A 12,755-nucleotide genomic window follows, 5' to 3' on the forward strand; every position below is an offset into this window, starting at 1 on the left:
ATGCGCGCCCTGATGCTTGCACGCCTGATTTTTACGTACCTCCTGCTGGCCTGCCTTGCTGGCTGCGCGGCAAACCGCATGGCTGACGCGTCCGTCTACGGCAACCTGCTGGCCGCGCCGGTGCCAGCGCAGGAAAACGGCATCGCCGCCGATGCTGCCGCGCGGCTCATCGCCAGCTATCCGCCTGCACGCACGCGCTTTGCGCTGCAGCATGCGGCACAGGACGGCTTCGGCATGGAATTGCTGGAGCGGCTGCGGTCGCAGGGCTACGCCATCGGGGAATTCAGCAGCCAGACGCCGCCCGCCGCACCGCCGCTGCCACCGGCAGCCGGCGCCACCGCGCTGCGCTACGTGCTGGACATGGCTGCCGAGCCGGACCTGGTCCGCCTGACCCTGTATGCGGGCGGCGAATCGCTGACGCGCGCCTATCTGCTGCAAGGCGGCCTGGCGCGCCCGGCCAGCGCGTGGATACGCAGGGAGACAGCGGAATGAGCGCCGATGAAGACATGTCGCCGGAGGCCTCGCCCGGCAGCGTCCGCAGGAAAAGCGGTGTGAGGAGGGTCAACAACCTGCCCGTCTACCTGGTTGGCGGCGCCATGGGCGTCTTCCTGCTGGTGATGGCCCTGGTAGCCTGGGACCGCTCGGCCCAGCAAAACCGCCCGGCTGACCAGCTGGAAGCCAAGGCAGGCAGCACCAGCATGTTCGCCAGCGAGATCGCGGGCAGCGAAAAGGACGGTTTCGTCGCGCCAGCAAAGGCAGCGGCCCCGCCAATGCCAGAAATCCCCCCGCCCGGCGCCATCATCGTGGCGCGCCCCGACGACCTCGAAGCTCCGCCGAGGCCGCCCGGCGGCGCGCTGCCGCTGGAAGAGCAGCGCGGCATGGAAGAACGCGAACGCAGCCGCATGGACAAGCTGCGCCAGCTCGACGAAGCGGTCCGCTCGCGCACCACGGTGCAGGCCGCTGCCCCGCGCAGCGCCGGCTCCGCGCCTGGCGGCGTCCCGCTCAGCCGCGAGGAAGCCCTGACGCAGATGGCGGCGCTGCAGCAGCAGGCCGATGCGCAGGGCCGCGACAACCCTGCCGCAGCCTACCTGGCCCGGCTGCAGCAGCTGCAGGCGGCAAGCTTGGGAGACACCGCGACCAGGCCCGTGCCGCCAGCCGAACCGGCGGCGGGCGGCAAGGACTACCGCCAGTTCGACGTCCAAGGCCAGGGCGACCGCTGGCGTCTCGATTCCCGTGCGGAAGCGCCCCGCTCGCCGTATGAACTGCGCGCCGGCTTCATCGTCCCGGCCGTCCTCATTTCCGGCGTCAATTCCGACCTGCCGGGCCAGATCGTCGCCCAGGTCAGCCAGGACGTGTTCGACACCGCGACGGGCAAATGGCGGCTGATCCCGCAGGGTTCGCGCCTGGTGGGCCAGTACTCCAGCGACATCGCCTACGGACAGTCGCGCGTGCTGGTCGCCTGGCAGCGCATCGTCTTCCCCGATGGCAAGGCCATGGACATCGGCAGCATGCCCGGCGCGGACAGCGCCGGCTATGCGGGCTTCCGCGACCAGGTCAACAACCATTACTTCCGCCTGTTTTCCTCGGCCTTCCTGATGTCGGGCATCACGGCGGGCATCGCCATGAGCCAGCCGCAAACGCTCAGCCTGGGCACGCGCCAGAGCGCCAGCAGCGCCATGAGCGAGGCGCTGGGGCAGCAGCTTGGACAGGTGACGGCACAGCTGATCGCCCGGAACATGAATATCGCGCCGACGCTGGAGATCCGGCCCGGCTACCGCTTCAACGTGATCGTCACCAAGGACCTGACCTTTTCCCGCCCCTACAAGGCATTCGACTACTGACGGCAAGGAGCAGCAATCATGGACAAATCTTTAGCGGCTAAAATCATGGCGGGCATGGTGCTCTGCATTCCCATTGCAATGCAGCCAGCACGTGCCGGGCTGCCTGTCATTGATGCCAGCAACCTGTCGCAGAACAGCGTAAGCGCCCTGGAAAACGTGGCGCATACGCTCAAGCAGATCCAGCAGTACCGCACGCAGCTGCAGCAGTACCAGAACATGCTGCAAAATACCGCCGCGCCGCCCGCCTTCATCTGGGACCAGGCTAGCCAGACGATGAACCTGCTGCGGCGGGAAATCGATACCCTCGGCTACTACAAGAGTAGCCTGGGCAGCATTGACGCCTACCTGCGCAAGTACCGCAGCGCCAGCGACTACCGCGGTTCACCCTGCTTCTCGGTGCGCGGCTGCACGCAGGCCGAGTGGAATGCGATGAGCGACGCCCAGCGCCTGGGATCTGATGCGCAGAAGCGCTCGACCGACGCCCTCTTCCGGGGGCTCGACCGCCAGCAGGACGCCATGGAGGCCGACGCGCGCCAGCTGATGAAGCTGCAGGCGGCGGCGCAAGGCGCCAGCGGCCAGATGCAGGCCATCGGCTACGCCAACCAGCTGGCCAGCCAGCAAGCCACGCAGCTGCTGCAGATACGCGGCCTGCTGATTTCCCAGCAAAACGTCATCGCCACGCGCTACCAGAGCCTGGCCGACCGCGAGGCAATGCAGCGCGCCTCAGACGAGGTTGTGCTCAGCAACACCTATCGTCCCAGCCCCGCGCGCGGCTGGTAGGGAGACAGCCATGCGCCAGTCAATCATACTGTTCGCCGTGTTGGTCCAGCTGTTGGCCTGCACGCCTGGCGATCCTGCAGACGCCCTGCCGCCCGTGACGGCTGAGAACTGCGAACCGGAGGCCATCGCGAAGATCAAGGACCGGAAGGACCGCAACCAGTTCGAAGACCTATGCGTGCGGCGCTACAGCTTCCGCCCCAGTCCGCCACGTGGATGGTGAGGTGCATGATGAAAACTGCCGGCGCCACCAGAGCACCTGCAACCACGGCCTTATTACGGGGGCTTCTCATACTATGCCTGGTACTCGTTCCCCTCGCCGCACGGGCCGAAATCGACAGTACAGGGGTGCTGGATAACGTCCTGGCACGCTACTCCGCGATTGCCGCCACTTGGTCGGCGACAATCACGACCCACGCCACACGCCTGTTCTGGACCCTGGCCACCATCAGCATGGTGTGGACATTCGGCATGATGGCCCTGCGCAAGGCAGATATTGGCGAGTTCTTCGCCGAATTCGCCCGCTTCACTATTTTCACTGGCTTCTACTGGTGGCTGCTGCGCAATGGACCTGCCTTTGCAACCTCCATCATGGATTCAATGCGCGTGATCGCCGCAAACGCAAATGGTTCCAGCACCATCCTTTCTCCATCAGGAATCGTCGATATCGGCTTTGATATTTTTGCCATGGTACTTTCAAAGTCGACCGTCTGGTCGCCGTTCAGCAGCGCAGTTGGCGTGGCTATCAGCCTGATTACCCTGATTGTTCTGGCGCTAATCGGCGTGAACATGCTGCTGCTCCTGATCAGCGGATGGATACTGGCCTATGCAGGCATCTTCTTTCTCGGCTTTGGTGGTTCACGCTGGACCTCGGACATGGCGATTAACTATTACAAGACCGTGCTGAGTATTGGGGCCCAACTTTTCACCATGGTGCTACTCGTCGGGATAGGAAAGTCGTTCATGGATGAGTTCTACACCAACATCAGTGCCGCCTATAAGATGAAAGAACTTGCCGTCATCATGGTCGTGGCCATCATTCTGCTCGCCCTGGTCAACAAGGTTCCCTCGCTAATAGGCGGTCTGGCAATGGGCGGTGGCACCGGCGCGCTTGGCAGCGGCTTTGGCGCAGGAACGGCACTGGGTGCAGCCGCCATGGCCGCGACGGCCGCAGCAACCGCCGGTGCCGCGGCTGTCGCAGGTACGGCGAACATCGCCGGCGGAGTTCAGGCGTTGATGGCAGCCGTCTCCAAGGCAAATGCTGCAGAAAGCGCAGGAAGCGGTACCCGCGACTTCATGGCCTCGGGCAGAGGCGGCGGCAGCGGAACAGGAGCCGATCCAGGCACCGGCAGCGGTGCGCTCGCCGCAGCCATGGGCGACACCGCGCAGGCGGCAAGCAGCAATGCGGAGGCTGGAAGTGGTAGCGCAGAAACACAACCAATAGGCAGCGGGTCACAGCAAGCGCAGCCTCCCGCCTCGCCGTCCACTCAGCAAAGCGCGAACGGACCTGCCAACGCGGGTAGCGAGAGCAAAACAGGCCAACGTGTAGCAAAAACAGCGCCCGGCATGGGTAGCCCGGCCGCAGCAGCGGCACTGGCAGTGAAAACGGCCAGGATTGCGGCAGGCACGGCGGGCAATCTGGCACAAGGAACCTGGGATGTCGGCAAGGCAAAGGTCAAACAAGGTCTTACGGCGGCCGGTGACCGCGTCGGCAAAACCATCGGCGGCCAGATTGCTGCCGCCATCAGGTCTAGAGATCACGCTGGAGCGCCGGATGCCGAGGCATCAGCAATGGAAGACGGCAGTCTCTCCGCAGGAGAAAGCACTTCCACAGATCCAACTGCGGAGGTGGCGGCATTCCGCGACCGCAAGCCAGAATAGCTCTCTACGCACATACTGAACAAAGGAGAAACAGCATGCTCGATCTCCCTCCCCTGCAGCAGGAGCGCATCGTGTGCTCGATCACGGCCGCCATCAAATACCAGGTGCCCGCCAATATTTTGCTGGCGATTGCTGAGAAAGAAGGTGGCAGGCCCGGAATGATTGTCGCCAATAAAAATGACACCTATGACATTGGTCCGATGCAGTTCAACTCCGCTTACTTGCTGCAACTACGGCAATATGGAATTACTCCAGCCCATGTCGCGGCGAAAGGCTGCTATCCCTATTATCTAGCCGCTTGGCGGCTGAGGCAACACTTGTTGCACGACACAGGAAATTTGTGGGCCCGGGCGGCCAACTACCATTCGAGAACAGCGCAATACAACTTACCCTACCGAGTTGATCTGATCAGAAAAGGAAACAAGTGGGCAATGTGGCTAGACTACAATCTTAGTTTCGTACCGCTTGCCGTTCCCAAGTGAATCCCCCGCCCCCTGAGCCCAAGGGGTTCAACGAATGTATTTTAAATCGCGCACGCGGGTGCCTAGCAGACTTGTAGCGATTCACACATGTCCAGATGCAGAACCAAAAATGGCGCTGACGCCTGCGGAAATTGACCTCCTCAACTGCTCTGTAAAAGACAGCAAGAGATCCCGCGAGCAACTGCCCCTTTCACGCTATCTCGGAAAAATTGCGCAACTTAAGGGTTTCCTCGCACGCTCCAACGAGTCCCAACCAAGAAACATCGTCATGTGGCGAGGCATGCGTCGCCTTGCGGATATGCAACGTGGCTTCAATCCCGCATCCGAAAGAGATGGGTAATCGGAAGACAGAGCCGACGCTTACTGCCAATCGGCTGCTTGCCGGCAAGCGCTTTACGGCCACCGAATCACGTAGTCCATCCTGATTGCAGAAAGACGCGAAGAATTGCGCCGAATCGCTGGAAACATGGGCTTGTGTGGGTCGCCAGTACCCCATTTGGCCTGCCAATCTTGATGAGAAAGTGAATTGATCAGTACTTCCTTAAAGGAGCTCTGTTACTACTGTTCATAGAAGCTGAAAGGTAGGCTTGGAATTCAGTAATTTATTATTGGCTCATATGAAATACTAATTTCTAGCTTTCCTCCCATGCCAACAATTGCATTTAAAAAAAGCTTACCGATTGCGTGCCTTAGTGCGATCCAAAACTAATTTATCAAGTAAGGAAAACATGGCATCTTCAATCTCGAAGTCTGTTTTTTTCGCGGGTTTGGCCGCTGTACTAAAAAAATCTGAAATCCACGATTTTTTATCTGATGGAGGGATTTGGAAAAAATCGGGCCTGGTCAGAAATTTCTGATCGACCAAAATTGTTGGAATACTACGTACACCTAATGATTTTTGAAAGAGCGATGCTTCTTTTACCCGACTACTTACTATTGGTGAATTATAGGCATTTAAAAATTCTTGTTCACTTATCCCATTTTCTTTTACTAACCTCGTGATTTCCTCCAACTTATTTAATCGTACATTTTTTTTGTGTATTTCATCGAAAACCTGCTTTCGAACAGAAGACTCTTTTTTCATATAATCAAGCGCAAAATATAGGCGTTGTTGCTGAGCAGTATTCTCACCAAAAAATACATGAATTCGTCGAAATGATATTTTTTGGCTATTTTTTGCTGCCCATGCATTCAACTTTCCATCCAATAAATCACAGTGAGGACAGCCGTAAGAAAAAAACTCAATAACCTCCACTTTTGAGGATTCGATAATATTTGATGATTTAGAGGTCTCAATATATCCGTTGGCATACCCATCTGATATATTTTCGGCCAAGGCAATTGGCAAAGTGCCATTAAAAATTATGAAAAGAGCCGCGATAATAATATTTTTCATGATAGTTCAATGCTTAAAGAATTATTTAGTCAAACCAATGACATTGAAAGAGGAAAATATTTTATTGGTGACATACCAGCACACCAAAAATGACAAAAGCGCAGAGATTAAGACAACGCCTAAAATAGCAATCCATAAGGCGTCCCAAGGAGGTGACCATCCAAGTAAAAATACAGTCGACACTCCAATTACGGAAGATAATAGAATTGCTGCAACTAGTTGCGATACCACATCAATCTGAATCCAAGAAAAGACGGTGGCACGGCTTTGTCCAATACAGAAGCGCAATGCCGCTTCACATCTCATAGGAACAAAAACTCCATGAATGTATAAACCAAGTCCAACGATTAGAAGCATAGAAGCAACACTGATCCACACCTTGGTTGCATTGGATAAATTATAACTGGCGCCGATAACACTCCCTCCCATCGGCACAACGTCCAAATTCGGCATTTTATTATTACCATCAAGCAATGATATTAATTCAGAACTAGATTTATTCACTAGACCAAACCATATTGCAACTATATTCTCTCTCCCCCTTCTTCCTCCGATCTCCCTTAAAGCTGATAGGGGAAATACGATAGCATTGGTAGTACGTCCCTCTTCTAGAGAGGCTAGCGCTGCCGGCAAGGGCACCAGTTCACACCGCCAATTTGTTGCGACAACCAACATGGCTGATGTGTTCGCTGTCCTTTTCCCGGGTTGTATCAAGGCGCAACGCGGAAAAGACGAGCTTGAAATTAGCTCGATGGTCTTGGATGACGCGAATAGCATATCAGCCGAGGATACATGTGAAATTTTGGTATCTGCCACTGTCACTGAACTACGCGTTTGAAGCACAAACACAGGGGTGCTAACTTGTATTAGATCAATGAGCGCCGCAGGCAACAAGCGGGAATGTGCCTTACTAGCTTGCGTAATCTTACTTACCGTAACGTGGTAGCTTGGAAATCCATCCAATCTGCCAGCGCGAGATAACAATTGTTCGACAGCGTTGAGTTCAGCTAGCGCCACGGACAATGCGGCCCAGGCAGCGCCGCAGGCCACTATTGCAATGATTGACCTCGCCGGAAAGCCGAAAGCACGGCGTAAACCGTGGCAGCCGTAAAGATATAATTGATATATCACGCAGACAATCGCGCTTCGGTGGCAACGCCGACTATTTTGCCTTGATCAATGCGAACGGTCCGTGATAGAGCGTCTGCCACAGCTTCGTTGTGCGTCACCACAATCAACGTTGTTCCATCAGCAGCAAGCGTATTCAAAAGCTCTAAAACATCAGACGAGCTTCTATCATCTAAACTTCCGGTGGGTTCGTCTGCCAATATAACGGGAGGGTTACGCATGATCGACCGAGCAATAGCGGCTCGTTGTGCCTGTCCTCCAGAGACTTCTGCCGGAAATCGCCTTGCGAGATTTTCAATGCCGACCTTCGATAACATTTCCAGCGCGCGGTAAGATGCTTCACGTCGGCTCACGTTCAAATGCTCAATAGGCACTTGTAAATTTTCTTGTAAGGTTAAATGAGGTAATAACGCGAAATGCTGAAAAACAAACCCTATCTGCTCACCACGGAACTTTGCCAGTTGAGCAGGTGAGAATGATCGAAGATCATGTCCGTCAAACTCATACGATCCGGACTGCTGACGCAACAAACCGCCTAATATGGATAATAGCGTGGACTTCCCGCATCCGCTTGGTCCCATCACCGCCACGCGTTCGCCTTGCATAATATCTAGATCGAAGTGATCAAGAGCAAGTTCCCTGGAATTGTAAGAAACACAAAGTTTTCGTAATTTAATCATTTTAATTTTGCAGGTAGTAATTTTTAACCGCCCAAATCAACTTCAGCGTTCATTCCTGGCAAAAGCCGTTTCGCTGAAGCCGGATCAAATTGCACGCGAAATTCTCGTCTGGAAATTCCCGAGTCGTTAGTAATTACTGGGGAAACGTCGCGAACCTTTGCCGCGATAGGGTGCGCACCCTCCGTATCAACCAGAATGGTCGCTTTGGCGCCCACTTCGAAACGCAAAGCATCTGACTCTTTTGCTATACAAGCCCCTATTAACATGCTCGGATCCGCGACTTCAAACAAAACGTCTCCACCTCCGACGCTCGCGCTGCCCGAGCCCACAACCATCCCAGGCTCAACAGATCGAGTTAAAATTACGCCATCGAATGGCGCTTTCACCACAGAACGTTTCATTTGAACATCAATTGTTTGTAAATCAAGACGCGACAATCCTTGACTCAGCTCATTTTGTTCTAAGTCATTACGGCGTTCGACGAGTGCGGCTTTCTCCTTCCCATATTGAGGTAAATAAGAATTAACTGTACCCGCCATCTCGTAGACAACAGAGAACTCTTTTTCAGCTTTTACAATCTGAAAACGTAAAAGATCCGCTTTTTTTACGAGCTTTTCCAACTCGATTTCCGTTCTCGCCTTTTGTACTTTTAAATCTTCAATATCAATAGTTGCCAATATCTGGTTTTTTGATACACGACTTCCCTGTTCAACTTGGACAGTTTTTACAGCTCCACCGATTTGAGCCTTCAATCGTACGACTTTTGCAGAACGAATTACACACGTTCCACGAATCCGATAATCAATCGAGTTCTGCCTGTTTTGTACACCTTCGGTCTGGACAGCTAGTGCCCCTTGGCTACCGTCTATATGTTCAGTACAGCCGATCGTTGCGAACACAACGAGCAAGGTGGCACAGAAAATCTTGAAAGCTCTTGACATCATAATTTTGAACGAATAGTTGTACTAAAATTCGTAGCTGCACTCACCCGCGCACTCGCCGCGATTACTAAGATCGCTAACGCTGTTATAGCACTCAACGAGAGAAAATTGCTAGGGGATATCATCGAACTCCCAGAGTTGATAGAGAAATTAACTACACTACCAACGATACCACCCAATACCATGCCAATAAAAATCGAGGTTATAAGAGGCCGAATACTTAGCCAAATTGCATAGCCAACAGTTGCACCAAGAGCACGCCGCAAGGCTATTTCATACCGCAAGCTATTATATCGAATAAGCATGAGTAGCGTTACCAGTGTTATAGAGACTGTGAAGAAACCCAAATGCAATCGGCCTGCCCAACTCGTCACGACTTCAGTACCAATCTCGTCCTCAAAATACTTGGAGAATGGCGTTACTTGAACCTGCATATTAGGGTTTGTCAACGATATATTTTTCAATATTTTTTCTAGATTAATTTGACCATCTTTTATGTTCACTTTTTCCCTAAACTTAACTAGAACGTTTATTTTTGGCAAAAGAAACAAGCCTGGCACATTTATTTTCTGTTGTTTTCCAGTTGTAAAAATAACATTCTCAAAGAAAGACGTATCATGGCTAAGATTTAAGATCTGTTTCCGAACGGAAACAGAAAATCGCGCTTTCGACCAATCGAAGCTAGAGCGCATCTGGTACGGCAACATGGCTATAGTTTCATCGGGAATGCTTACGATCGCGGTCGAGTGATCGACAAGACGTAGTTTTCGAGCTAACGCATTACTGGGCAAGTATTGGCCGGCGAGCAAATCATTAGTTTTTCCTAAATTAAATTCCTTCATAAAAACCGGAGGAACATTTAACACCTCAACCACGGCTTTTGAGCCATTTCCAGTGCTAAGTTGCCATGACGATCTTGATATCGCCATAACGCTATCGATTTCGGGCATCGCTAAAATCTTTGATAGCGTGTCATGGGAAAGCAGTGCTAAAGGCCCATCAGAGACGTCAGGACCAGAATTGATTAATTTCCGCGCGTCATCGTCATAAAGTTCGCTTGCTCCATTTTCAACAGAAATAATCATTGTACGGTTGAACCCATGCTGAGAAAGCGTTTCATCAAGAGCCATCTGCTTCGATGAAACATAACCTGTAATAAGTATGTACAATGTACCAATAACTAACGTACATAAACAAATAGTTTTTTCGCGAAATAAAGACATAACGTATCGTGAAGGGATATTCACTATAAAAAAACTTAAATATTGATGCCTGAAATGCAAAAATAAACAATTCAGGCATATTTGAGATCAACGGGATTGGTAGCCGCGTTATATTACTGCCTTATTTATTTCCCACCCTCGCAGCTACTGCAAGCACAAACCTTGGTGCCCTTTACCGTTATACAGCTGCAGCCTGTGCAAGTTGCAGCATATGCGGCGCCTACAACACCAAGTAAAGCGATGACGGCAACAGCCTTTTTAAATACATTCATGTAATTTCTCCAAAAAATTAAGTTTATACCTTGAAAGAATTTGAATTCAAATTTTCACAAAGGCAATGTATATTAAAAGGCAAACATTCTTTGAGTCAACTGATTTGTTGCTTTTTTTTAAAGCCACTAATCTCGTTGTTTTTTTGCAACATTAATTGAAATTTTTAATGCCGACAGGACTGTGTCGAAATAGAGATATACGTGAATTGTCACAATGTTGAACCTCCCGCCACTCCTGCCGTTTAATATTGAAATATTTGGTTAGTTTGTGTGAGGAGACACAAAACGTGTCTGAGTATTTTTTGAACTCAGCAGAATTTTGCAATATCATACTTCCGCTTCACCGATAGTGTTAACGTCAAACGATACGAAAGGACATCGTTTGAAGCGGAAAATAAGTTGGAGCAACGGTGCCACCATGATGCACATTTTTGCTCGCCACACGCATAAGAATCGCGTGCACACTGCTAGTGGCTGAATGCCTTCGTTGCCAGTCAACGCATATTCGATGGGTTTCGCATGAGTACGAGTTGCCTCGGAAGCTCCTAGCGGGTTGGGGTGTTCGCAAGGCACCGTAAGAATTTCTGCGGCGACAACGGAACAAACTTTTTCAAGGCAATAGAGTGAAAAGCTCTTTCATGATAAAGTACGCGTTTTGGGACAGCGCCTCCCTGACACCCAGGAATAGCCGTGTCATGGATAATTGAGCTTATAAAATTGAAGATTAAACGCGTTAAAAGGGATCTTATGCAATCTTTAGCTATCTTGTTTTTTTCTGCAGTGGTTTTAGCTAGTCCCCAGGCTTCAAGCGATCCCTTGCTCAAAGAAGATGTTTCTGTGGTCCGTGCATCGTGTGCATCAGATGGCGTGTCGCAAGAAAAAAAACGTTTTTTTTCCGTTACTTCAAAGCCTGCCGCATCTGGCGATTTACCATATTTTGAAATTCGGTCGTTTAAAACCTCTAATTTTGTGCGTATTTACTATGAGCCTAAATTGTCTGCGGCCGCAAAGCTCAAAGCAGGTTGCCTGATCGGCCTCTTAGATCTACTAGCCCCAATCATTCCTGATTCTAGACGAAACATTCATTGGTCGGCTATGGTAGTGACCACCGATGGAAAATATACGCCACCGCAACAGAAAGACGAGTTGCGGTGGGTTAACGTCCTTACGAATGGAAAATGGGATGATAAGTCGATCTATTTTCTAATACATGCTATGCCCCATGAGGAAGTTCACTTGAGCCAATCTCGTAGCAAGAACGAGTTACCAAGATGGTTTTTGGAGGGGCACGCTGAGTGGGCTGCCTTGCACGTTACTCAGAAAATTAAACCAGAAATTGCTAAACAAAGGCGTCAAGAATTGTCGACTGCGTTTTCTCAACTCAAATCTGCTCATCTTACGACTTGGGGTGGAATACAAGTGAAACAGGAAGCGATCGATCGGCAATTATCACCTGAAGATCGGGAAAAAATGGCCAACGATCCCACGTACTCTCCCGCTGGCCCGTTCACTTTTGGTCCAGGTGACTATACAGAGGACGATGAGAACGAGTCGGGACGATATGGTGCCGCGCTTGCCCTATTCGATTATTTAGAGAAGCGCTATGGTATCGCTACTACACATGTTTGGATAAGTAAGGTAATAGCGAGCGGCAATGCAGAACAGGTAACCGCTCTTGCCGAAGAGGTATTCGGACAGAGCATAAAAGAATATTTAGAGTAACTGCTTCGAAACGACAAAAGCGCGCCCTCAAGTCTGTAGCGCACCTTGAGACCACGATGTTTGAACTTTCGAAACCGACTGCACGCCGGATAACGATGAGGATCGCTTCGCGCTAACTTGGGGGGCACTTTGCCATGGAAGGCAATGTACTGCGCACGGGTGAACAGATCGAGGACATCACCCAGTTGCGCAGGGCCGGCATTGTTGAAATCGCGGATGGCCGCCGGATCGTTGTTGACGCCACCGATGCAGCGGAACACCGCACCAACGCTACCGGCCTGCGGGTGCACCTAGTTGTACCCTTTCTTCGCGCCGCCCAGTCCACAGCAAAAGTGAAAGTGCGGAACTACGAACCACTACTGCATGCCTAGGAAAAGTAGCATATCAAAGATATTACCTCATAAAACTACGA

At 51.7% G+C, this 12,755-nt stretch carries 13 protein-coding genes; 8 read left to right on the forward strand and 5 right to left on the reverse strand.

Annotated features, from left to right (window positions below; genetic code table 11):
* From CSQ95_RS10905 to CSQ95_RS10930, 6 genes are read left to right on the forward strand one after another with little or no spacing between them, the layout of a single operon-like run.
* Positions 1–492, forward strand: a complete 492-nt coding sequence (locus CSQ95_RS10905; protein ID WP_099409509.1) for a conjugal transfer protein TrbH — start codon at positions 1–3, stop codon at positions 490–492.
* Complete coding sequence (locus tag CSQ95_RS10910) at positions 489–1,841, forward strand: TrbI/VirB10 family protein (protein ID WP_099409510.1); 1,353 nt, start codon at positions 489–491, stop codon at positions 1,839–1,841. Before CSQ95_RS10905 ends, CSQ95_RS10910 begins: the two co-directional genes overlap by 4 nt.
* Before the next feature lie 18 nt (positions 1,842–1,859).
* Positions 1,860–2,621: a P-type conjugative transfer protein TrbJ gene (gene trbJ, locus CSQ95_RS10915; protein ID WP_092800417.1), complete on the forward strand. Its 762-nt coding sequence runs from the start codon at positions 1,860–1,862 to the stop codon at positions 2,619–2,621.
* Between the two features lie 10 nt (positions 2,622–2,631).
* Positions 2,632–2,841, forward strand: coding sequence for an entry exclusion lipoprotein TrbK (trbK, locus tag CSQ95_RS10920; RefSeq protein WP_092800414.1), 210 nt, complete (start codon positions 2,632–2,634; stop codon positions 2,839–2,841).
* A gap of 5 nt (positions 2,842–2,846) precedes the next feature.
* Positions 2,847–4,499 (forward strand): P-type conjugative transfer protein TrbL, encoded by a 1,653-nt coding sequence (gene trbL, locus CSQ95_RS10925; RefSeq protein ID WP_257218020.1) that lies wholly within the window; start codon positions 2,847–2,849, stop codon positions 4,497–4,499.
* Between the two features lie 35 nt (positions 4,500–4,534).
* Positions 4,535–4,981: a conjugal transfer protein TrbN gene (locus tag CSQ95_RS10930; RefSeq protein WP_099409511.1), complete on the forward strand. Its 447-nt coding sequence runs from the start codon at positions 4,535–4,537 to the stop codon at positions 4,979–4,981.
* A 673-nt stretch (positions 4,982–5,654) separates the two neighbouring features.
* On the opposite strand, the gene CSQ95_RS10940 is transcribed toward CSQ95_RS10930, so the two are convergent.
* The 5 genes from CSQ95_RS10940 to CSQ95_RS29075 form a co-directional block, all read right to left on the reverse strand.
* Positions 5,655–6,377 carry a thiol:disulfide interchange protein DsbA/DsbL gene (locus CSQ95_RS10940; RefSeq protein WP_099409513.1) on the reverse strand — a complete coding sequence of 241 codons (723 nt, stop codon included), beginning with the start codon at positions 6,375–6,377 and terminating at the stop codon, positions 5,655–5,657.
* 21 nt (positions 6,378–6,398) lie between these two features.
* The gene (locus CSQ95_RS29070; protein WP_143449942.1) at positions 6,399–7,052 is read right to left on the reverse strand and encodes a hypothetical protein; all 654 of its coding nucleotides are present in this window, start codon (positions 7,050–7,052) and stop codon (positions 6,399–6,401) included.
* Positions 7,053–7,504: 452 nt separating this feature from the next.
* Positions 7,505–8,185: an ABC transporter ATP-binding protein gene (locus CSQ95_RS10945; protein ID WP_099409514.1), complete on the reverse strand. Its 681-nt coding sequence runs from the start codon at positions 8,183–8,185 to the stop codon at positions 7,505–7,507.
* Positions 8,186–8,208: 23 nt separating this feature from the next.
* Positions 8,209–9,129, reverse strand: a complete 921-nt coding sequence (locus CSQ95_RS10950) for an efflux RND transporter periplasmic adaptor subunit (RefSeq protein ID WP_099409515.1) — start codon at positions 9,127–9,129, stop codon at positions 8,209–8,211.
* Complete coding sequence (locus CSQ95_RS29075; protein ID WP_143449943.1) at positions 9,126–10,349, reverse strand: ABC transporter permease; 1,224 nt, start codon at positions 10,347–10,349, stop codon at positions 9,126–9,128. Before CSQ95_RS29075 ends, CSQ95_RS10950 begins: the two co-directional genes overlap by 4 nt.
* A gap of 962 nt (positions 10,350–11,311) precedes the next feature.
* Between CSQ95_RS29075 and CSQ95_RS29080 the strand changes: the two genes are divergently transcribed.
* Positions 11,312–12,343 carry a hypothetical protein gene (locus CSQ95_RS29080; RefSeq protein WP_143449944.1) on the forward strand — a complete coding sequence of 344 codons (1,032 nt, stop codon included), beginning with the start codon at positions 11,312–11,314 and terminating at the stop codon, positions 12,341–12,343.
* 134 nt (positions 12,344–12,477) lie between these two features.
* Positions 12,478–12,714 (forward strand): hypothetical protein, encoded by a 237-nt coding sequence (locus CSQ95_RS10955; protein ID WP_099409516.1) that lies wholly within the window; start codon positions 12,478–12,480, stop codon positions 12,712–12,714.
* Positions 12,715–12,755 lie beyond the last annotated feature (41 nt).

It is taken from the genome of Janthinobacterium sp. BJB304 (assembly GCF_002735765.1).
GTDB lineage: Bacteria > Pseudomonadota > Gammaproteobacteria > Burkholderiales > Burkholderiaceae_D > Janthinobacterium.

Coding starts and splice junctions, on each gene's coding strand:
- CSQ95_RS10905 (WP_099409509.1), top strand. CDS start 1: ATGCGCGCCCTGATGCTTGCACGCCTGATTTTTACGTACCTCCTGCTG.
- CSQ95_RS10910 (WP_099409510.1), top strand. CDS start 489: ATGAGCGCCGATGAAGACATGTCGCCGGAGGCCTCGCCCGGCAGCGTC.
- trbJ (WP_092800417.1), top strand. CDS start 1,860: ATGGACAAATCTTTAGCGGCTAAAATCATGGCGGGCATGGTGCTCTGC.
- trbK (WP_092800414.1), top strand. CDS start 2,632: ATGCGCCAGTCAATCATACTGTTCGCCGTGTTGGTCCAGCTGTTGGCC.
- trbL (WP_257218020.1), top strand. CDS start 2,847: ATGATGAAAACTGCCGGCGCCACCAGAGCACCTGCAACCACGGCCTTA.
- CSQ95_RS10930 (WP_099409511.1), top strand. CDS start 4,535: ATGCTCGATCTCCCTCCCCTGCAGCAGGAGCGCATCGTGTGCTCGATC.
- CSQ95_RS10940 (WP_099409513.1), bottom strand. CDS start 6,377: ATGAAAAATATTATTATCGCGGCTCTTTTCATAATTTTTAATGGCACT.
- CSQ95_RS29070 (WP_143449942.1), bottom strand. CDS start 7,052: ATGTTGGTTGTCGCAACAAATTGGCGGTGTGAACTGGTGCCCTTGCCG.
- CSQ95_RS10945 (WP_099409514.1), bottom strand. CDS start 8,185: ATGATTAAATTACGAAAACTTTGTGTTTCTTACAATTCCAGGGAACTT.
- CSQ95_RS10950 (WP_099409515.1), bottom strand. CDS start 9,129: ATGATGTCAAGAGCTTTCAAGATTTTCTGTGCCACCTTGCTCGTTGTG.
- CSQ95_RS29075 (WP_143449943.1), bottom strand. CDS start 10,349: ATGTCTTTATTTCGCGAAAAAACTATTTGTTTATGTACGTTAGTTATT.
- CSQ95_RS10955 (WP_099409516.1), top strand. CDS start 12,478: ATGGAAGGCAATGTACTGCGCACGGGTGAACAGATCGAGGACATCACC.